Consider the following 20480-nt stretch of genomic DNA (forward strand, 5'->3'; position numbering starts at 1 on the left):
AGCACCCGCCCTGTTTGCGGCTCTGAACCGGGAAAAGATCAAATAAATTTGTGTAACTCACAAGTTACCTATATATTTGCGTAACTTCAAAGTTACTCATATGGCAAAAATTATTAAACACCAGTATTTTTTCGCCCATCCCGTAGAGACGGTTTGGGAGTACCTCACAAATTCCGCGCTCATGGGGCAGTGGCTCATGAAAAATGATTTTCAGCCCGTCGTTGGGCATGAATTTCAATTTCGTACCGGCGGGAGAGCTAACCTGAATTTCGACGGCGTCTTTTACTGCAAGGTGCTGAATATCGAACCCTTCAAAACTTTAAGCTATTCCTGGAACTGCGGGCCGGGCGAAGGACGGATCACGCTGGAATCGGTGGTGACCTGGCAGCTGGAACCCAGGGAAAACGGCACCGAAGTATTCCTCGATCACCGTGGCTTCAACCAGGAACAGAACCTCGACATGTATCATGGCCTGTTGCACGGCTGGCCGGAGAAATTCCAGAATATCGAAAGACTTTTAAATCCTGAATCCAATGGCCATTCCCACGCTTGATACCTTCCAGGTCATCGGGGATCCCAGCCGGCGTAAGATGCTGATGCTGCTCTCCGGGGATAGTTTGACGATCAACAGCCTGGCAGATAATTTCGACATGAGCCGCCCTGCCGTTTCCAAGCATGTGAAAATATTGGAGACTGCCGGGTTTATATCCATACAGGATATCGGGCGGGAACGCTATTGCACGCTCAAAAAGGACGGCTTCGAAGAGCTGCAGGCCTGGCTGAACTACTTCGATGAATTCTGGACATCAAAACTGAAAAAACTGGAAATTTTATTAAACAGCAAACTGCCTAATTAAAATCGAATACTCTTTTAAATTTAAAAAACATGAAAATTAAACGTTTAACAATCGCAACAGGCCTGGTCATAGCGGGGCAATTCGCCATCGCGCAGGTAAAAACAGCCGAGCTGGTAAAGGAATGGGAACGGTCGAAAGCCTATACAAAGGAATACCTGGACGCCATGCCGGAAAGGAGCTACGCGTTAAAGCCCACGCCGGAAATACGCTCTTTCGCAGCGCAAAATTTACACCTGGCAGATGCCAATTACGGCCTCGCCGCTGCCGCGCTGGGCATACAAAGCCCGTTTGAACTGGGAATATGGGAAAAAACCGGCGGAAAATCCAAAGCCAATGTGATCAAGATCGTGCTGGCCAGTTATGATTTCGTGATCGGTGAGATTATAAAACTGTCTGACGCGCAACTGGATAACCCTGTTAAAATGCCGGGAAGTTTTGATATGTCTAAACGAATTGCGTTGGCGAAGGTTTTTGAACACCAGGTACATCACCGGGGCCAAACCACGGTGTATCTTCGACTGGCAGGCGTCACCCCACCACAGGAAAAGTTATTTTAGCCTTTAGAGACGACCTGTTTCTGCACTACGTCGCCGGCTGAGCACCTCCGGGGAACTACCTGTACCTCTCATTTTGAAGGGCCGGAATATTAACCTGGTTCAACCATTTTTCCTAATCCAGTTCATTTTTAGACCAGCATTTACCCTCGAACTTTGCCTGTGCAAGATTTGGTTGTGGATCTATTATGATAGGCTCCTGCAACTTATATAAGTGTGAATATAAACTGAAACTAAAAATGACACAAGAGAAAATCCCCGTTTACAATGAAGAGTATGCCACCCTTCGCGATGAAATGAGCAACGGCTTCCCAGCCGATTCCCTGGAGGTTTGGGATGCTGATTCCGAAAGAATGGATAGAGAACTTAAAGACCCGTTGAGATTAAAGGCAGGTGATTCCGCGCCGATGTTCGAATTGCCCAATGCTGTGGGAAAGCGTATCGCCTTGGAGGACTTTTTAGCAGAGGGGCCGGTTATCATTACGTTTTACCGCGGTGTGTGGTGCCCGTATTGTAACCTTGCGCTCAGCACTTATCAACGCATACTTAAACAAATTAAATCCTATGGAGCTAATTTGTTTGCTATATCCCCTCAATTGCCAGATCACTCGTTAAGTACCAAAGAAAAGAACAAACTGGAATTCGAGGTTTTGAGCGATAGCCATAACAGCGTTGCTAAACAATATGTGCAGACTTTCATCAATTCGGAGGCATCGACTTCCGAGGCGTTAAAGCTGGGCGTAGATTTCAGTTCTTTCAATGACGGCGATATCGTGGAGCTCCCGGTTCCGGCGGTCTATATCGTTAGCCAGGACGGAAAGATCGCATTTGCAAAATCAGCAGGTGCCGATTACAGGCACAGGGTAGAGCCTGCCGAAATATTGGAAGCATTAAAGGCATTAACGACAAACAAATAAGATTTATTTGGTAGCAGATGGAGGCCTGACAAAGATTTAAGTAAATAATCCAGCACTCCTGCTATCGCGTAGTAGATAGCGTCTACTGCAAAGAAGTCGTCTCATAAGTCAATTATGGGGCGGTTTTCTATTTAATACATAGATTGCCAACCGGTAAAAAAGCAGGCCATCAATTATGTGTAAATTGCCGCTACCTTTCAACTAAACTTAATGCCTGTTTATAATGCACCATTACGATAGTTTAAAAAAGCATGTTTTAGACCGAGTTATTCTTACGGAAGATGAGCTGGAAATATTTTGCAATCATTTTCAAGTCGTAAAAGCAAAAAAACGGCAATTTATTATCCAGCCTAATTTTACCGCGAAAAGCAGGTACTATGTACTTAAAGGAGCGTTAAGGGCATATGTTATTGGTGATAAAGGGCAAGACCACACTATCCAACTGGCTATTGAAGACTGGTGGATATCTGATTATAACAGCTACATCTACCAGCAACCGGCCACTATGTTTGTTATGGCATTGGAAGACTGTACATTATTAGCAATTAGTTTCGATAATGAAAAGAAGTTGAAATCGCTTAACCATACATATGAAACTTATTTCCGCGTAATAGCCGAGAGTTCCACTGCATATATGCAGCGCCGGATCACGACCGGACTTACCAAATCCGCAGAAGAGCGCTTTGAGCACTTCCAGGAAAAATACCCGCAACTGATGCAACGCATTCCTCAATACGCCCTGGCTTCCTTTCTTGGGATGACTACAGAATATCTCTCCAAGCTTCGCAATAAGCGAGTTGCTAAAAACAGTTAACCTGGTTCACTTTACCGCGTTCAGCAGGCAGCGCTATTCTTTTAAGGGAAGCCTGATGGTAAACCTGGTATATTCACCTAACGCGCTCGCCATATTAATGCTGCCGTTATGTCCTTTTACGATAATATCATAACTTAGCGATAAGCCCAATCCTGTTCCTTCTCCGGTGGGCTTCGTCGTAAAAAATGGCTGCATGATCTTATCTTTAATGGCATCGGGAATGCCGTTGCCATTGTCCTGTACCGTAATTTCAACGAAGCTGCTCCTGGCTGATGTCGATACTTCAATTACGGGCTTGTAATCTTCACCAGTGTTTTTCTGCTTCTCCCTGACTGCGTAAAATCCGTTATTAAAAAGATTGAGCAAGACCCGCCCGATATCCTGCTGTACTACGTTTACTTTTGGAAGATCCGGATCAAAGCGGGTTACCATTTCGGCGTTGAAGGAATTGTCTTTTGCGCGCAGGCCGTGGTAGGAAAGCTTTAAAAATTCATCCGCTAAAATGTTGACGTTGGTTGGCCGCCGTTCACCTGTGCTGGTACGGCTGTGTTGCAGCATCCCCTTTATTATAAAATCGGCGCGTTTGCCGTGATGGCTGATCTTTTGCTCATTTCCCCCGATAGCTGAGACCAGGGATAAGGATTCTTCTATATTCCCCGATTTAAGCTCTTCTTCAAGCTCGGCCACCATTTCTATGTTCACTTCGGCGAAATTATTCACAAAGTTAAGCGGGTTCTGGATCTCGTGGGCGATGCCTGCGGTAAGCTCGCCTAGGGAGGCCATTTTCTCCGACTGGATAAGCTGGTCCTGGGCAGATTTAAGCTCAGATAACATAACCTGTAAGCTGTCCTTTTGCTTACTGACTTCTTTAAACGCCTTGATGCGTGCGTTTTCAAATATCAACGCGATGAAGAAAATAATGAGCACTAACCCTAAATGGCCGCTGAAAAACAAAAAAAACTCTTTTGACCTGGAATAACCGTGCGGAAATTGAAACCCGTTATAATCCATTATACCTAACGCCGCCACGATTAACAGGGCTATTCCCGTCCATACATAACCGCTCTTTTTGCCTGCAATAAGTAAGATGACAATAGGAGATGAAGCCAGCCAGGGCAAGATCGGCGACTTAAATCCGCCCGAAAAATAGATACATCCGTAAACGGCCGTAGCGCCGATAAAGCCATAGGCATTGGCTACTTTTAGTAAATTCACGCCCCATTTTAGCAGCAGCAACAGGCATGCATTTAATAAAAAGCAGCACATCATAATCACCATGCCCATAAAAAAGCCCGTGATCCAGCTGACACTTACATAGAAAAGTGAAAATATTGCGGTAATGAATACGGTATAAGCTATCAGCCCTGCCCGCCGCATATATTCGCTGTCGGGCTCAAGCTGTTTGGGGATAAAGTATTCTATACATCTTCGAAGCATATGCGTGCTGCTGTTATTAACCGATCAGTTTAAATGCGACAACATAAGAAACCCAGATCCAAAGGCCCTGGACAATCCCCATAGGTAGTTGAAGTAAATAGTGCCTGCGATGGATCTGTGTAAAAAACACCGGCAATAAGCTGCATATCAACCCCTCGCCCAAAATAATGTACCAGGGCGTATTACCGATCATCTTACAATTTACGTAATACCACCAGCCGGCTCCTTTGGCCCAGTGTTCAAATAAGGGTATAACCGCAAAGCCGATTAACGCGGTCGCCAGGATGCTTTTCCACAGTTTTTCATCAAGGCTGATCAGCCATCCTAAATAACCGATCTGGATAAGCAGAACGGCCCAGGCAAAAGGCATGTAGAAGGGAGAGCATGCTAACATCGGCTCGCCGGGTGTATAAATAAGCGTACCGGTATTTCTCACCAGCCAGCAATCCGCCAGAAGTTCCGTAAAACCCGCCGCAAGTCCGAATACCAGCAATCTCTTCAGGAAACGGTCATTTCGGTTTATCGCGAACCATGTCAATAAGCTATACATACCAAATGCAAGCACAAAACCCGACCGCCAGCTTAAGTTGAATGCCGCACTGATCCCTGCGATGACGACCGTCAATACCAGGGTGGTTACAATAAACCTTACCTCTTTTATTTTTAATTTTTGAAGAAGCTTATCGCGCATCGCCGGTTGTTTTACCTTCCTGGTCCGAAACACCGAATAGTCTCTTAAAAACCCTTACCGTTGTTTCAAGCAACCTGAATGTCAATGGCTCGTAAAACTGATAAGGCAACCCTTCCGCGTATCGCTTTTGATCCGTGTCTCTCATGCCCGCCAGGAAGCCGGGCTCATGCAGGTTCCATATTTCGCAAAGCGCCGCTTTTATCCCCGAAGCCTCGATAATGGCGTTAACGGCACGTCTTGCTGCCTCGTTAGCCCCTTCCATGGTAGCAAGGTCGGTATACGTCTGAACATAATCTGAGGCCAAAAAGAGATTCGGGATATGCGTATATGCCTGCGGCCGCAGATCCCATGAATTAATGGTATTCACCAATAGCGGCTCCTTATCCTTGTCTTCCCGCTGGTGGCTTACGGTGATATCGTGGTCGATATACCAGTGGACGAGATCTTCGTCCCTGAGCACGATGTTCTCGTTTACATTTAACGAATCTTTCATCTGCGCCCACACTTCATTTTTAATCTCTTCATAACTGCAATCCCTTGCCGGTTTTTTACCGGTGGCTTCCAGTATCCCGGGTTCGTCCCAGTCTGAAATGTCCACCGATAATATGGTTTGTACCTTGCCGTCGTACCGTGCCGTTATATCATAATCTTTCCAAAACTGGAGCTGCGAAATAGACGTAATGGCCCAGGGAGAATCCGAATAAATGCAATGGCCGTGTACGACATCTATCGTGGCTGAAAGATAAAACTGTATTCCGTTCATCCACGCCACGCTGGGGGCCAGGGTTTTAATGCCCTGGAGGGTAGGATCGGCCCGGAGCACATCGTCGGAAATAAGATCGGCCATTACTTCCACAGGCGTGGCAAAAATGTAGTAATCAGCTGTTACCAGGTCGCTTTTCGGGACTCCATCGGTATACGCTTCTACCCAAACCCCTGCCACCCTGCCATCAGCCATCTCGATCTTTTTGGCGGATTTGCTGAAGTTGTATATTACTCCTTTTGAACGCAGGTAATCCAGCCAGGGGTTTATCCAGGCATCGTTAGTCGGGCCGTTTAACACCCTGTCTGTATTTACACCGGGGTCCGTCATATTAAAAAGCAGCTGCAGGAAAATGTCGCCACCTGTTTTAGTACTGGCTTTTTTAGCGTTTGCCGCCACCAGCGTGCGGGTTATCCCCTGCACCAGGAGCGCCTGGTACGTTTTAGAGAACCGGTCCGCCTCAAGGTATTGCCACCAGCCGATCTTTTCGTATTCGTTAACCCTTCTTTCATAACAGGTGGTGGCTAACTGCCACAATTTCCCGGCAAAGAACTTTTCCTCCTCACCGGTCAATCCCGTATGCGCATGGAGGGTTTGCATCATCACCCGTAAGTCGTCGAACGATTTCGGAAAGTTCACCAGGGTGTAGATCGGGTTTTGACCGTTCCTGAGGATCCCCGCGCGGGTTACGGCTACCAGGTTGTCATATACCCCTTCCTTTTGGCCATTAAAAGGGATCCGTTTCATCGTATCTGTTACATGCTTATAAAAACCGGGAAAGAAACGGAAACCATGTTCGCCGGGCAAATATTTGTGAGGATCAGGAGTATTGGTCGCAGGTACATTTACGCTGCGCGCCTTACCGCCCGCATACAACCTGTGCTTGTCAAATACTTCTACTTCAAATCCCCTTTCTACCAGTTCATGGGCGGCGCTCATGCCGGCTATCCCCCCGCCCAGAATGGCTACTTTCGTTTTTGTCATGCAAATTAATCGTTAACTAGTATTTTCATCACAATATATGGGTGTCGCTGATAAACCTGGAACTGTTGAACTAAATATATTAATTTTAATTATTTTCTTCACTCAGGGATAGAACCAAAGTTAAATCCCGTGAATTTTCCTTCTTCAGAAGGAAATATTTGTCGCCCGATTTATGCCCGTTATCAATTCTTTTTCCGAACTTCAACGTATTCACCGTGTTTAAATGTTACCGGTCAAAGGTTTTTACATGTTCTGCCGCTATGAAAAATATCATCTACTTATCCTGTCTTTTCCTGCTGCTAGCCACCGCCTGCTCTGAAGACGACCCCTTTGAAGGAGATAATAGCGCCCCCGAGCCGTTCCAGGTTACCGTTACGTCGAGAGGACCAGCTACCGCAGACCTGGAATGGAACGCAACGACGGACCCTGACGGAGACTCTATCACGTATGCCGTAGAGATCAGCGGGCGCAAAGTGATATCCGGCCTGAAGACCAACAAGTACAAGCTTACCGGCCTGCATGCGGACTCCACCTATAATGGTCACGTCGTAGCGATCGACAAACGCGGAGCCTATACCCCTGCCGGTTTCAAGATACTTCCTACCCCCGACCGAATCCTGTTAACTACGGGTAATTACATCGACGGGCTCTCTAGCCTGGATGAAAACGGTACGGTTTCCTGGAGATTCGGATACCCGGTATCTGCCGTACCTGCGGTTTCCGGGGATACGATTTTCGCCGGCGCGGATAAGTTATACGCCGCTAAAGTAAGCGACGGGAAATTATTATGGACCAACTCTGATGCACCTGTACAATTGCGGGCAACGGCTATTTTACACTACCAGCACAAGCTCTATTATACAGCCAGCACCAAAACAGTTGCCGTAAATGCGGTCACCGGCGCTACGTTATGGAGCGTGACCCGTTCAGGTACCGGTAACATCGCCGTAAGTAACGGGTTGCTTTATACTGTAACGAACGGTCATTTATACGCCCTCGATATGAGTAACGGAAACCTTAAGTGGGATTTCCCCACCAGCGGCTTTACCACCTCACCCAGGGTAAAAGACGGCATAGTGTACGTGGCGTCACATGCCTCCAACAATGTGTGGGAAGGATACCTGTATGCGGTAGATGCAGTTACAGGTGCCGCGAAATGGCAAGTGAAATTCCCCGGCCAGGTGGTACAGCCTAATGATGGAGTGATAGGCTCACCGACCGTATCCGGCAACCTGGTCTGCCTGCCGGTTTATACGCATCCGCAAACGGGCGTAACAGGCAATGTGATGGCGGTGAATACTACATCGGGCGCAATCGTTTGGCAAACACCGGTGGGTGGCAACATCGCCCTGGCCGACGCCACGGGTATTTATGTTGTTTCGGGATCGGTTATATCGAAACTCGATAAAACAACCGGCGCGGTCAACTGGTCCGTTGCGGGTACCTATCGCAGCGAGGCAACCATCGCCGATGATAAGCTCTACATCTTTACCGGCAATTCTAACGATGCCGCAATCAGCGTTTTCAGCACGGCAACAGGCGCCAAATTAAAATCGATCAATTTTACGCTTGTGTTCAATCCCTTTATCCTTGTGCTTAAAGGCGGAAAAACGTACTACCCGGCTACCAGCGGTATGAACCCGCTTAATTAGGGACAACTACAACCTACCCGGCTTTACCCGGCGATAACAGGGATATTCGTCCGGGGTCGGGCACGATCATGAGGAGACCCTGCCCATCGCTCACTTTAACAACCCTTTCGTTTGCGAGCCGGAGCAGCAGCCAACTTGTTTAGCACCTGTACTGTACAGGCTGCCCGGACCTGGTAATTTCGTTTATTTATCGTCGTCATCTTTAATTAACGAGTCGATATATCCAGTAGGACTGACCTTAAAATATCGCTGAAAGTTTTTATTGAACCGGCTTTGAGAGGTGTATCCTACCATTTTAGCGATTTCGAACATGGTGAACTCGTTTTGAGAGATCAGCCGGACGGCTTTTTTTAACCGTGTAATGTTGATAAGATTTTTAGGCGATAAAGACGAGAGGGATTTTATCTTTCGGTAAAGCGTTGGCCGGCTCATATTCATGTGCTCGGCCAGCTGATCAATATCCAGGTCGGGGTCTTCGATGTTTTTGCGAATAAACTCGTCCAACTTTTTCAGGAAGGCTTCGTCCATCTTCGAATGCGCCATTACGCGCACGTCTTCGAAAGGCGAGCTGGCAAAATGCGCTTTTATTTTTAACCGGTTGCTCAGCAGGTTGGCGATCTGTAGCTCCAGCAAGTCAGGCAAAAATGGCTTTTGAATATAAATATCGGCGCCGACTTCCAATCCCTCGATATGAGCCTTATAAGTATTTTGTGCGGTTAACAGCACTACCGGTATATGACAATATTCTACGTTCGACTTTACCAGCCGGCATAGCTCGAAGCCGTCGACCTCCGGCATCATAATGTCGGAGATGATCAGGTCCACCACCTCGTAATCCATAATTTCCTGCGCCATCTTGCCATCGGTGGCCAGGTGAAGGTCGTACGTATCTCCCAGCACTTCTGTTAAAAACTGCAGGATATCTTCATTATCATCCACAATTAAAATACTGGCTGCCATGTTTATAATCGTTTTTTCCAGCTTCCCAGGTTAAACTCAACTTCTTGACGTACGGGCAACGTCAATTCAAAAATTATCCTGTCGGGGTCACCCGAAATCAATGTCAACGAACCTTTATGCAACTGCGTTAAGGACTGGGCCAGCGAAAGACCCAGGCCCGTGCCCGCTTTCTCACTCCCCCTTAAACGAAAGAAAGGCTCGAATATCCGGTCCTTAAACTCCCCCGGAATGCCCTTGCCGTCGTTGCGGAACCTGATAGAGAACACTTCGTTCCTGTCCGTTGGAGGCATAAGCGACACGGTGACTGTTGTATCCGCATATTTAACCGCGTTAGACAGCAGGTTACTGCATATTTTAACAAACGCTTCCCTGTCTACAAAACAAACGACCCTGCTCTCCGGAAGCTCGAGGTTTAAACTGATCAGGTCTTTTTTTGCCTCCTGGTCAAACACCGCGATCTGCTCTTTAAGCAGGTTAGCGATATCAACATTAACGAAGTTCAGCCCGAATTGGTTCATCTCCGTTCTGCGGAAATCGAGCAATTGGCTGGTTAGTTCCGTTAACCGGATCGCGTTCTTATAAAGCATCTGGAGGCTACTCCTAATTCCGGGCAGTTCCTCCGATTTTTTGAGCAGTCGTTGTGCAGGCCCTACTATCAGCGTTAATGGTGTTTGTATCTCGTGGGTGATATTGGTGAAGAACTCGATCTTGGCTTCATAAATTTCCTTCCTTTTTTCATACTCGAATAGTTGCAGCCGGTTTAAGTTTTTACGTTCAAGCTGCCGGTGGTAATAACGGATGGAAACGTATATACAAGTTCCCAGCAGTACCAAATAAACAATATAAGCCGTGTAAGTTTGCCAGAACGGGGGTAAGATCCGGATAAAAAAGCGCCGCTCCCGGCCGGACCAGCTGCCCACATTACTTTCCGCGCGTACCATAAAGGTATATTCGCCTGGCGAGAGATCGGTGAAATAGGCATTCCGGTTGGTGTTAAGGTAGGTCCAGTACTTTTCTACGCCCTGCATGATGTACTTATACCTGGTAACCCTGGTGGACGAGTAATTAAGCGCCGCGAACTCGATACTGAAATTGTTCTGATCGTGTGCCAGCACCAGTGTATCCGTGTATAAGATCGACCGGTTAAGGGGACTGTCCTTCATTCCAGGTACAAGCTCTTTGTTGTTCAGCTGGAAGCCCGTGATGTAAGTAGGCGGAGAGCTGTCTTTCTGATCGAACTCAGCCGGGTCGAACGCGATCATTCCCTTTACGGAACCGAAATACATCTTCCCGGAAGGGTCTTTATATGCCGAGCTGTAGTTAAACTGGTCGGTTAGCAGACCGTTCGATTGTGTATAGGTTTTACATTTCCCCGTACGCAGATCGAAACAAATAAGCCCCTTTAACGAGCTGATCCATAAACGCTTCGAATTATCTTCCTGTATGCAGAACAGCACGTTGCTGGGTAAGCCGTTCACCGTCGAGAATTTTTTCATGGTCTTCCAATCCGGGCTTAACCTGATTAGCCCTTCGCCTGCCGTAGCGAACCACATCGCGTGGCTGCTGTCTTCAAAAATATACTGGACAGAGGCTTCATTCACGGTCTTGCCCTTCACCTTGTCGCCGAAACGCATATTGCCCGAGCGACCGTTCCCGGGATTATAATAAAATGCGCCCCGGGAGGAGCTGCTTGTCCAGATGTTTCCCTTGCTGTCTTCTAAAATATTAAACACATAAGAGTTATAAGGTATTTGCGTGATCCTGCTGAACACTTTACGCGTTCGGTTATAAGCGAACAGGCCCGATCCCTGGTATGCGGTACCAACCAGCAAGGTGCTATCCCGGGTTAAGTAAAAGTGATGGATGAAATCGCTGACATTATCGCTTTTATCGCCAATGAACTTGAAATGATCGGTGACCTTTCCCGTACGCATATCCATGATATCCATGCCATGAAAAAACGGCCCGATAAACAGCTGGTTGTCCAATGCCAGCAATCCATGAATATTATGGTAGGATATATCTCCGGGTCTACCGGTCGCACTATAGACGGTAAATTGCCCGGTGCGGGGATCCAGCTTATTAACCCCGGCGTCCTCCGTTCCTATCCATAAATTTCCGTTGTTATCCGGACAGATCGCTCTTACGGCTTCGCCGGATATGGAATTAATGCCTTTTACAGGGTAATATTTCTCGAATCGCGCATTTTCCCTTGAATAATAGTTCACCCCTCCAAAATAAGTGCCGGCCCACATGCTTCCCTGGTTATCCCTGCAGATGGCATAAACCGCGTTATCGCCTAGCGAATAAGGATCGCCGGTCCGCTTTCGCAGATTCCGGCATTTGCCTGTAACCATGTCGTACACGAATATTCCCGATTCGGTAGCGATCCAATACTCCCGGTCGCTGCCGGCAGTAATGTCTCTTACATAGATCTCGGTGTTCTCACTATTTCGGAGCGGCAAGGATTTGATCGCCCCGGTTTTAACGTTATAGCTCTTTAAGCCTAGTTTAAAGCAACCTACCAGTACTTCCCCGCCGCTTAACGGATATATTTTACTGATCGACCGCATATTTCCCGGTATATCTTTGCCGATCACGCGGATATTGAAAAGCGATCTATTTCCCGGGTGATAGGTGCTGACAACGCCATCGTTATCGCCCATCCAGATATTCATTTTGCGATCTATCGCCAAACAAGATGCCCCGATATGCAGGTTTTCGATCTTCTTTTGCCGCTGGTCATATTTATACAATGAATAGTTGGCCAGGAACCAGACGTTATTTTCCTGGTCGATAACAAGGTGGCTTATATAAGAAGCCGGAGCGATTTCCAGCGGGCTTACCGCTTCGCTAAACGGATTATACATAAAGATCCCGGTTCCCGTTGCGATCCATAACATACCGGCTTTGTCTTCCGCGAGTGCGGTGATCACATTATTGCCGATACTGCCGAATTTATTATGGGGATTACGGTAAACTTTAAAATTGTAGCCGTCAAAACGGTTTAGCCCGCCCCGGGTGCCAAACCACATAAAGCCTTTACTGTCTTGCAGGATGGTCACCACGGCGTTATGTGCCAATCCGTCGTCGACCTGGTAGCGCTTAAAATAATACTGGCCGTTACACACGGAGGCAACAAACTGGAACAACAGGCTTAGGTAAGCGAAATAATAGGCCGGGCGCATAACTGGTCAACCCAAATATAGATAAAAAGGAAGGTTACGGTCTGGATAAGTCGTTGTTCACATTTAGTTTGAGACAAAACGGCAAAGGGTTGAATAAATAATACCGTTGCGGGTCTGTTTCTTTGTTCCTGCTAACCAATGATTCCGGATCATAAAAACGATAAATGAACATTAAAAAGAACTGCCTGGCATCGATCGTTGCGATGCTTTTCATCGCTGCGGCTAACCTGGCTGCGGCGCAAAACAATACCCTCACCGCTAAAGAAAAGAAAGATGGCTGGCAACTGCTTTTCGACGGAAAAACCACCACCGGCTGGCGGGGCGCCAAAATGGCTGCTTTCCCTGCGGCAGCCAAAGGATGGATCGTGAAAGACGGCTTGCTGACCATCCAGGCCTCCGGTGGAGCAGAATCGCAAAATGCGGGCGATATCGTTACACTTGGCGAATACAGCGCATTCGAGCTGGTATTTGATTTCAAACTGACCAGGGGCGCTAACAGCGGCGTTAAATATTTTGTAACGCTCAAAGAAAATTCCGGTGCTTCCGCGATAGGCTTAGAATACCAGGTACTGGATGACGAGGTACATCCCGACGCTAAACTGGGCCGTGACGGGAACCGTACGCTGGCATCGCTTTATGACCTCAAGACATCGGCCAAAGCAGGAGCGACCCGGCCGATCGGCGAATGGAATACCGGTAAAGTGATCGTGTACCCTAACAACCATGTTGAACATTGGCTGAACGGTGTAAAAGTGCTTGAATATGAGCGCAAATCGCCGGAATACCGCGAATTGGTGAAAATCAGCAAATATAAGACGTGGCAGGATTTCGGGGAAGCCGACCAGGGCCATATCCTGCTGCAGGACCATGGCAATGAAGTGAGCTATCGCAACATCAAAATCAGGACATTAAAATAACAACTTCATGAAATATCGTTTTTTAACACTTCTTTTATTGATCTCTTCGGCATGCGCGGCTCAACGCTGGACTGCCGAAAAAGCGAACACATGGTATAAGTCTCAGCCCTGGTATTGCGGGGCTAACTTTCAGCCGAGTACGGCTATCAATCAACTGGAGATGTTCCAGGCGGCCACCTTCGATGCAGCCACCATCGATAAGGAATTAGGCATGGCAGAAGCGCTGGGTATGAATGCGATGCGTGTATACCTGCATCATGTAGCCTATACTTCTGATAAAACCGGGTTTAAAAAGCGGCTCGACAACTACCTGGCTATCTCGAAAAAACACGGCATCAAAACCATCCTCGTGTTCTTTGACGATTGCTGGAACGATGAATATAAAGCAGGTAAACAGCCTGAACCTAAATCGGGCATACACAACAGCGGCTGGGTACGCGACCCCGGAACAGCCATACGCAACAATCCCGACAGCCTGAAAATGCTGGAAGGGTATGTAAAGGATATCTTAAACACGCACAAGAACGATAAGCGCGTATTGCTTTGGGACCTGTATAACGAGCCCGGGAACAGCCAGTATTTTGATGAAAGCATGCCGCTGCTCAAATCGGTGTTCGCCTGGGCCAGGGAAGTGAAGCCTTCACAACCGGTGTCGTCCGGCGTGTGGAACTGGGGACCTAAGTTCGCAAACCTCAATAAGTTCCAGCTGGAAAACTCTGACGTGATCACCTACCATCATTATGGCAAACCAGAAGAACATCAGAAGAAGATAGACGAGTACAAGGCGCTGGGCAGACCCATGCTTTGCACGGAATATATGGCCAGGAAGAACGGAAGCACTTTCCAGGCCATCCTGCCGCTACTGAAGCGCGAGAATATCGCTGCCATTAACTGGGGATTCGTGGCCGGCAAAACCAATACTATTTTTGCCTGGTCATCACCGATGCCGGGAGTGAAGGAGCCCGAATTATGGTTCCATGATATCTACAGGAAAGACGGCTCCGCCTTTAACGATGAGGAAGTGAAAAGTATTAAGCAGTTCACCGGGAAAAGTAAGAGAGACTGAATTAAGTTTTATTGGTGGTTAGAAAGCGCTATGATTTGGTTAGTTAGCGCAAGGAGCTGTTCCGAAAGAACAGCTTTCCTGCTTTACCACGCCAAGCCATAATTGAGAAATAACGGCAAAAACTTGAACATTTTATGCAACCGGGGTTCGCTTACTTTGGCGTGCACCAACTAAGCCAATTACTAACCGGGCTCCCTGGGCCTCCAATTATAATTTCTAACAATTAATTAGCCACTTAAATGGAAAAACTTCTACTTGACATCAGGCAGCATGATTCTTTGCCAGGCAAACTCAGGCGCCGGATCAGACAACTACTTTTATTATTCGCCCTGTTATCCGCTGCCGCGAGCGCCGGCGCTCAATCAACCGAACCGATCACCATCAACGGCGTGGTGAAGGACCAGGACGGGCAGGAGGTCATCGGCGCCAGCATTAAAGTTGATGGAACCGCCAACGCAGTTTCTTCGAATGCCAACGGCCTATTCAAGATCGTTGCACCATCTAACGGTATCCTCGTTATATCGTATCTCGGGTATGAAACGGTACGCATCCCGGTAAATGGCCGCCAGGCGATCGCCGTAGAGATGAAAGCCACCACCAGCCAGCTCGATGAAGTAGTGGTAGTGGGTTACGGAACGATGGAAAAAAAGGACCTGACCGGTTCCATTACCCAGATTAAAGCCACCAAACTGGAGAAGGAGGCGCCGCGTTCGGTGCAGGACTTGCTTCGCGGGAACGCACCGGGGCTTAACATCGGTCAAACAAATGGCCCCAAGGCAAGCGCCAGCCTGGAAGTACGTGGCCAGCGGTCGCTCAAAGCCAATAACGAACCCATGGTGGTACTGGACGGGGTGGTTTTTTTCGGTGAGCTTTCCGAGATCAACCCGATGGACATCGAAACCATCGACGTGCTGAAAGACGCTTCATCGGCCGCTATTTTCGGCGCAAGATCGGCGAACGGCGTATTGATGATCACCACTAAAAAAGGGAAGACGGAAAAACCGACGATCCGCTTCAGCGCCAATAACAGCCTGGCTACCATGGGCGCCAACCGGGAAGTTTACGGGCCTTCGGAATACCTGCAGTACCGGCAGGACCTGCTGAACAGCGGTACGCGGTACGCTACCCCCGCGAAATACGTATTGCCTACACCGGAAAACCTGGCGAAATATGGCATTACCTATGCGCAATGGAAGGCATATGACGCTACCCCTGGCGCCGGTACCGACGAGGAGATCTGGCTACAGCGCCTGGGTTTGTTCGAAAGAGAAATTGAAAACTACAAAGCAGGAAGGACGTTCGACTGGTACGACTATTCGTTCCGGAACGGATATAACCAGGATTATAACATCAGTACCTCCGGAAGAACACCGAGCTCATCGATCAATTACTACTTGTCTTTCGGCGCACTCAAAAATGAGGGCGTTATCGACGGGGATAATTACCGGGCATACCGTGCCAATTTTAAACTGGACGCCAAGGTGACCAATTGGTTAACCTCCGGCATCAATATTAATTTCCAGGACCGTTCCGACGGCAATTTCGCTACAGATTGGGGCGGCCAGATCATCAATAACTCGCCGTTTTCCTCGCCTTACCTGCCCGACGGTACGCTCGATCGTCGCCCTATGAACTCCTCTTTGAACCAGGGCGTCAATACCGCCTATACTAACCAGTTCAGGAAACTCGATAAAGGTTACACGGTGCTGAACCCCGTCGTCAGCCAAAATGTTAAGCTGCCGCTGGGGATCACCTACACGATGAACTTCTCGCCGCGGCTGCAGTGGTTTAACGACCGCTATCACGAATCGTCCGCAAATCCCGACTGGACAGACAACGGCCGCGTGAACCGCACAGATGCCAAGAATTTCGATTGGCAGATCGACAATATCTTGAAATGGAACAAGACGTTCGCCGAGAAGCATAAGATAGACGTGACCTTGCTGCAGAATGCGGAAGAACACCGCACCTGGAGCTCCACGATCACGGCAACGGACTTCACCCCGACCGATGCATTGGGTTACCACAACGTGGGCGCGGCTAATATGGCGAAATCGACCATCAGCAGTAACGATACTCACAGTACCGGCGACGCACTGCTGGCCCGTGTATTCTACGGTTTCGATAACCGCTACATGGTTACAACCTCGGTGCGCCGCGATGGTTACTCGGCATTCGGATCCTCTAACCCACGCGCAACGTTTGCCTCCGCAGCGGTTGCCTGGAATTTTACCAACGAGAAATTCTTCCATTGGACGCCAATGAATTATGGTAAGCTGAGCGTTTCCTACGGCCAGAACGGTAACCGGTCTATCGGTATTTACCAGGCACTGTCAAACCTCACCACCGGTTCAGGTAAATATGCCTATGTGCAGTCGAACGGCACGGTTTACGAGTTGTCGCAGCTGTATGTCGACCGCATGTCTAACCTCAACCTGAAATGGGAGGCGACATCGGCGTGGAACGCCCGGCTCGACTTCGGCTTCTTCGACAGCCGGATCACCGGTAGTGTTGAGGCCTATCACATGCCGACCACCGACCTGCTCATGGACCAAACCCTTCCAGACCTGACAGGTTTCAGCGTAGTGACCAGTAACCTGGGCGAAGTGGTGAACCGCGGCGTTGAACTGTCGCTGAGCACACGCAACCTCGACCACAAGAACTTCGCATGGTCAAGCACCTTCGGCCTTTCGGCGAACCGGAACCAGATCAAGCACTTGTACTATAACTACCAGGATGTGCTCGACGCCTCGGGCAACGTAGTTGGATCCAGGGAAATGGACGATATTTCCAATGGCTGGTTCATCGGGCGTGATATCGGTTCCATCTGGACTTATAAGACGATCGGCATCTGGCAAAAAGGGGAAGAAGACCAGGCGAAACGTTACGGGCAGATCCCCGGCGACGCGAAGGTGCAGGACGTGAACGACGACGGAAAGCTCGACAATTTGGATAAGCAATTCCTCGGTTATACCACGCCGCGTTTCCGCCTCAACCTCCGGAATGATTTTACGGTCCTTAAAAACCTCGACCTGTCAATAAACATGTATTCCTATCTCGGTCATAAATCCGCTACCACCGATTACCTGAATAACCTGGGTGCGAATACCGAGCGGACTAATTCTTACGTGCGCAGCTACTGGACGCCTGAAAATCCGTCAGGCACGTTTGCCAGGCCGAACTCTACTAACCCGCAGAACGTATCGCCGCCGCTTATGCTAAGCAAATCGTTCGTCCGGCTGGATAATGTGAGCCTATCTTATACGGTGCCCGCGCATATTACCAAACGCCTGGACATCAGCCAGCTTCGCATCAGCGGCGCCATTCGCAACGTAACTGAATACAGCCCTGATTGGTATAACTGGGACCCTGAATTAACCGGTCCGCTCCCGCGTACCTTCTCCCTCGGCCTCAACGTAACCTTTTAACACCCAAACGACAGAAATGAAATCTACATATAACAAAGCAGCACGGGCAATCGCGCTAACCGCAGCGATGAGCTTTTCCTTCAGCTGTAAGGAGGAATTTTTAAAGCCAGATCCGCTCTCGTTTTACGAACCTACCAATACTTTCACCACTAAAGCGGGACTCCAGGCGGCCATTACCGCAAACATCCGCAACATGCGGTACATCTGGTATGGCGAAGCAAGCCCCCTGCTTACCGAGAACCTGTTCTCTGACGTAGCCGTAGAAGGCACCACCGATAAATCGGGACCAGCGCAGGATATCAACCAGCTGGTGACTCCCACATCGGATAATAATAACGACAACACCAATAAGATCAGCTGGTTCTGGTATGAAGGCTATAAAGGCATCAAGTACGCCAATTCGATCATCTCTAACATCGACCGCGTAGAAGGGCTCGACGCTAAGGTACGCAACCAGATGCTGGGTGCGGCATATTTCCAACGGGCGTTCCGCTACTACTTCATGGTGTTCCAGTTCGGTGATATTCCGTTCCTGACCAAAGAAGTGAATACGCCCAAGTTCAACTATAAGTCGACCAAACGATCGGTGATCATCGCCAAGATGATCTCGGACCTGGAATTTGCAGTTCAGAACGTTCCGGCGGCCGTTGATTATGGCGATGTGAACAAAGCTGCCTGTCAGCATTTATTGGTCAAATTTTACCTCGCCGCGGGTAATTTCGATAAAGCCATCGAAGTAGCCAATGCCGTGATCACCGGCTCAGGATATTCCCTGATGCAGAGTAATTTCGGTACGTTCGTTAACCCGGCTCCCGCGGTGCACCCCATCACCCGGAATGTGATCTGGGATTTACACCGTCCGCAGAACAAATCAATTCCCGCCAATAAGGAGACGATCTTTAACGCGATCAGCCGGGAGGATTTTATTAACAGCCGTTTAGACCTGGCCACCATGCGGGCAGCCACGCCGTTCCTTTCCGGCACATCCAACCAGTTGGTGAACACCCCCACCGGGCGCAGCGGAATGAGCTACAGCTACACCGCTACCAACGGCAAGATCGACCTTCGGAAAACGTATGGACGCGGCATCGGGCGCTCGCGCCCCACCTGGTATGCCACTAACGGGGTATGGGACGATCCGAACGATCTTCGTCACAGCTCGGCTAACGGTAACTGGGTGCGGATGGAAGACCTGGTTTATAACAACCCATCCCTGCAGACCGCCAACGACACCTGGTATGGCAAACCCCTGGTGAAATTCAGCCCTACCACAGGCAAGCCGCTGGTTAACGACACTATACGCTGCTGGTTCGACTGGCCGCATTATAAGCTCTTTATCGAGTCGCCGCGTGCGGAAACCGTCGACAATTACAGTGGCGGAGCCGCAGATTGGTATATCTACCGCCTGGCGGAGACCTACCTGCTTCGTGCTGAAGCTAATTTCTGGAAAGGGAATCTTGCCGCTGCGGCCGACGATGTAAACGCCGTTCGCCGCCGCGCGGGATGTACCAGGCTTTATACCGCTGCTACCATAAACGCCGGCGCCATCATGGATGAACGTGCCCGTGAGCTTACTTTCGAGGAGCTGCGTCACGTAGAATTGTCCCGTGTGTCGTATATCTTTGCGCTGACCAGGAAAACCGACGAGTTTGGAAAAAGCTACACTGAACAGGGCCTTCCCCAGTCGAGCTATTGGTATGAGCGGGTGATGAAATATAACAATTTCTACAACAAGGGCGTGAAAACGACTTATGGCGCTACGTTCACGATCAGCCCGTACCACCTGTTCTGGCCCGTGCCGCAAAAAGACATCGACGCCAACCGCCTGGCGGTGATCAACCAGAACTTCGGCTATACCGGCTACGCCAAAAATGTGGTTCCAAACCAGACACTTGAAGAAGCGCTGGAAAATGAAAACAACTAACGATTAGTATACACCCGCATAGTTCTTAAACTCCTCCGCGAACTGCGGAATGTTAAATAAGATCTCTTAACCCCTGGACGCTTGCAAAACGCTCCAGGGGGTTTTTATATCCCCCGCATATCCCCCGCCCAATATATACAAGATGATCGACAGCGGGGCATTCTTAGCCCGGCGCGACAGGGAATTTGCCCGGCCCCTAAGAGAGTCGAACAGGAACAAACTGGTCTTACATTATATAAACCAAAAAACCAGTTATGTATAACCCATGCCGGCACGGGCGCAAAAAAGGAAAAGCCGACTGCAATTAACACGAACGGGTTACGCGGCC

15 protein-coding genes are annotated in these 20480 nt (G+C 48.9%); 10 read left to right on the forward strand and 5 right to left on the reverse strand.

Annotation, left to right across the window (positions count from 1 at the left end; translation table 11 throughout):
* Window positions 1-100: 100 nt before the first annotated feature.
* The 5 genes from GS398_RS00610 (at window position 101) to GS398_RS00630 (ending at window position 3142) form a co-directional block, all read left to right on the forward strand.
* Window positions 101-553, forward strand: a complete 453-nt coding sequence (locus GS398_RS00610) for an SRPBCC family protein (RefSeq protein WP_160904819.1) — start codon at window positions 101-103, stop codon at window positions 551-553.
* The gene (locus GS398_RS00615; RefSeq protein WP_160904820.1) at window positions 534-857 is read left to right on the forward strand and encodes an ArsR/SmtB family transcription factor; all 324 of its coding nucleotides are present in this window, start codon (window positions 534-536) and stop codon (window positions 855-857) included. Before GS398_RS00610 ends, GS398_RS00615 begins: the two co-directional genes overlap by 20 nt.
* Before the next feature lie 29 nt (window positions 858-886).
* A complete protein-coding gene (locus GS398_RS00620) occupies window positions 887-1414 on the forward strand; it encodes a DinB family protein (protein WP_160904821.1) in 528 nt (175 codons plus the stop codon).
* 236 nt (window positions 1415-1650) lie between these two features.
* Window positions 1651-2328 carry a peroxiredoxin-like family protein gene (locus tag GS398_RS00625; RefSeq protein WP_160904822.1) on the forward strand — a complete coding sequence of 226 codons (678 nt, stop codon included), beginning with the start codon at window positions 1651-1653 and terminating at the stop codon, window positions 2326-2328.
* Between the two features lie 223 nt (window positions 2329-2551).
* Window positions 2552-3142, forward strand: a complete 591-nt coding sequence (locus tag GS398_RS00630) for a Crp/Fnr family transcriptional regulator (protein ID WP_160904823.1) — start codon at window positions 2552-2554, stop codon at window positions 3140-3142.
* A 33-nt stretch (window positions 3143-3175) separates the two neighbouring features.
* Here GS398_RS00630 and GS398_RS00635 read toward each other — a convergent pair whose 3' ends face one another.
* Genes GS398_RS00635 through GS398_RS00645 form a run of 3 tightly spaced genes read right to left on the reverse strand, consistent with a single transcriptional unit; the run spans window position 3176 to window position 7017 of the window.
* Window positions 3176-4579 carry a sensor histidine kinase gene (locus GS398_RS00635; protein WP_160904824.1) on the reverse strand — a complete coding sequence of 468 codons (1404 nt, stop codon included), beginning with the start codon at window positions 4577-4579 and terminating at the stop codon, window positions 3176-3178.
* Between the two features lie 16 nt (window positions 4580-4595).
* Window positions 4596-5270 carry a DUF6989 domain-containing protein gene (locus tag GS398_RS00640; RefSeq protein ID WP_160904825.1) on the reverse strand — a complete coding sequence of 225 codons (675 nt, stop codon included), beginning with the start codon at window positions 5268-5270 and terminating at the stop codon, window positions 4596-4598.
* A complete protein-coding gene (locus tag GS398_RS00645) occupies window positions 5260-7017 on the reverse strand; it encodes a hydroxysqualene dehydroxylase (protein ID WP_160904826.1) in 1758 nt (585 codons plus the stop codon). The genes GS398_RS00640 and GS398_RS00645 overlap by 11 nt, the downstream gene beginning before the upstream one ends.
* 260 nt (window positions 7018-7277) lie before the next feature.
* On the opposite strand from GS398_RS00645, the gene GS398_RS00650 reads away from it, so the two are divergent.
* The gene (locus tag GS398_RS00650) at window positions 7278-8669 is read left to right on the forward strand and encodes an outer membrane protein assembly factor BamB family protein (protein ID WP_160904827.1); all 1392 of its coding nucleotides are present in this window, start codon (window positions 7278-7280) and stop codon (window positions 8667-8669) included.
* Between the two features lie 183 nt (window positions 8670-8852).
* On the opposite strand, the gene GS398_RS00655 is transcribed toward GS398_RS00650, so the two are convergent.
* Window positions 8853-9629: a response regulator transcription factor gene (locus GS398_RS00655; RefSeq protein ID WP_160904828.1), complete on the reverse strand. Its 777-nt coding sequence runs from the start codon at window positions 9627-9629 to the stop codon at window positions 8853-8855.
* A gap of 2 nt (window positions 9630-9631) precedes the next feature.
* Window positions 9632-12817, reverse strand: coding sequence for a ligand-binding sensor domain-containing protein (locus tag GS398_RS00660; protein WP_160904829.1), 3186 nt, complete (start codon window positions 12815-12817; stop codon window positions 9632-9634).
* A gap of 164 nt (window positions 12818-12981) precedes the next feature.
* Between GS398_RS00660 and GS398_RS00665 the strand changes: the two genes are divergently transcribed.
* The 4 genes from GS398_RS00665 (at window position 12982) to GS398_RS00680 (ending at window position 20152) form a co-directional block, all read left to right on the forward strand.
* Window positions 12982-13734 (forward strand): 3-keto-disaccharide hydrolase, encoded by a 753-nt coding sequence (locus GS398_RS00665; protein WP_202405910.1) that lies wholly within the window; start codon window positions 12982-12984, stop codon window positions 13732-13734.
* A gap of 7 nt (window positions 13735-13741) precedes the next feature.
* On the forward strand, window positions 13742-14800 hold the full coding sequence (locus GS398_RS00670) for a glycoside hydrolase family 2 TIM barrel-domain containing protein (RefSeq protein ID WP_160904830.1): 1059 nt from the start codon (window positions 13742-13744) through the stop codon (window positions 14798-14800).
* 239 nt (window positions 14801-15039) lie between these two features.
* Window positions 15040-18228, forward strand: coding sequence for a SusC/RagA family TonB-linked outer membrane protein (locus GS398_RS00675; protein WP_160904831.1), 3189 nt, complete (start codon window positions 15040-15042; stop codon window positions 18226-18228).
* Between the two features lie 16 nt (window positions 18229-18244).
* Entirely contained in the window at window positions 18245-20152 is a 1908-nt protein-coding gene (locus tag GS398_RS00680; RefSeq protein WP_160904832.1) for a RagB/SusD family nutrient uptake outer membrane protein, read from the forward strand.
* Window positions 20153-20480 lie beyond the last annotated feature (328 nt).

The sequence above is a fragment of the Hufsiella ginkgonis genome (genome assembly GCF_009834915.1).
Taxonomy (GTDB): Bacteria; Bacteroidota; Bacteroidia; order Sphingobacteriales; family Sphingobacteriaceae; genus Hufsiella; species Hufsiella ginkgonis.

Bases quoted from the DNA above. Each gene is read 5' to 3' on its own strand.
- GS398_RS00610 (WP_160904819.1), top strand. From the start codon at position 101: ATGGCAAAAATTATTAAACACCAGTATTTTTTCGCCCATCCCGTAGAG.
- GS398_RS00670 (WP_160904830.1), top strand. From the start codon at position 13,742: ATGAAATATCGTTTTTTAACACTTCTTTTATTGATCTCTTCGGCATGC.
- GS398_RS00620 (WP_160904821.1), top strand. From the start codon at position 887: ATGAAAATTAAACGTTTAACAATCGCAACAGGCCTGGTCATAGCGGGG.
- GS398_RS00655 (WP_160904828.1), bottom strand. From the start codon at position 9,629: ATGGCAGCCAGTATTTTAATTGTGGATGATAATGAAGATATCCTGCAG.
- GS398_RS00615 (WP_160904820.1), top strand. From the start codon at position 534: ATGGCCATTCCCACGCTTGATACCTTCCAGGTCATCGGGGATCCCAGC.
- GS398_RS00640 (WP_160904825.1), bottom strand. From the start codon at position 5,270: ATGCGCGATAAGCTTCTTCAAAAATTAAAAATAAAAGAGGTAAGGTTT.
- GS398_RS00675 (WP_160904831.1), top strand. From the start codon at position 15,040: ATGGAAAAACTTCTACTTGACATCAGGCAGCATGATTCTTTGCCAGGC.
- GS398_RS00680 (WP_160904832.1), top strand. From the start codon at position 18,245: ATGAAATCTACATATAACAAAGCAGCACGGGCAATCGCGCTAACCGCA.
- GS398_RS00630 (WP_160904823.1), top strand. From the start codon at position 2,552: ATGCACCATTACGATAGTTTAAAAAAGCATGTTTTAGACCGAGTTATT.
- GS398_RS00635 (WP_160904824.1), bottom strand. From the start codon at position 4,579: ATGCTTCGAAGATGTATAGAATACTTTATCCCCAAACAGCTTGAGCCC.
- GS398_RS00625 (WP_160904822.1), top strand. From the start codon at position 1,651: ATGACACAAGAGAAAATCCCCGTTTACAATGAAGAGTATGCCACCCTT.
- GS398_RS00665 (WP_202405910.1), top strand. From the start codon at position 12,982: ATGAACATTAAAAAGAACTGCCTGGCATCGATCGTTGCGATGCTTTTC.
- GS398_RS00645 (WP_160904826.1), bottom strand. From the start codon at position 7,017: ATGACAAAAACGAAAGTAGCCATTCTGGGCGGGGGGATAGCCGGCATG.
- GS398_RS00650 (WP_160904827.1), top strand. From the start codon at position 7,278: ATGAAAAATATCATCTACTTATCCTGTCTTTTCCTGCTGCTAGCCACC.
- GS398_RS00660 (WP_160904829.1), bottom strand. From the start codon at position 12,817: ATGCGCCCGGCCTATTATTTCGCTTACCTAAGCCTGTTGTTCCAGTTT.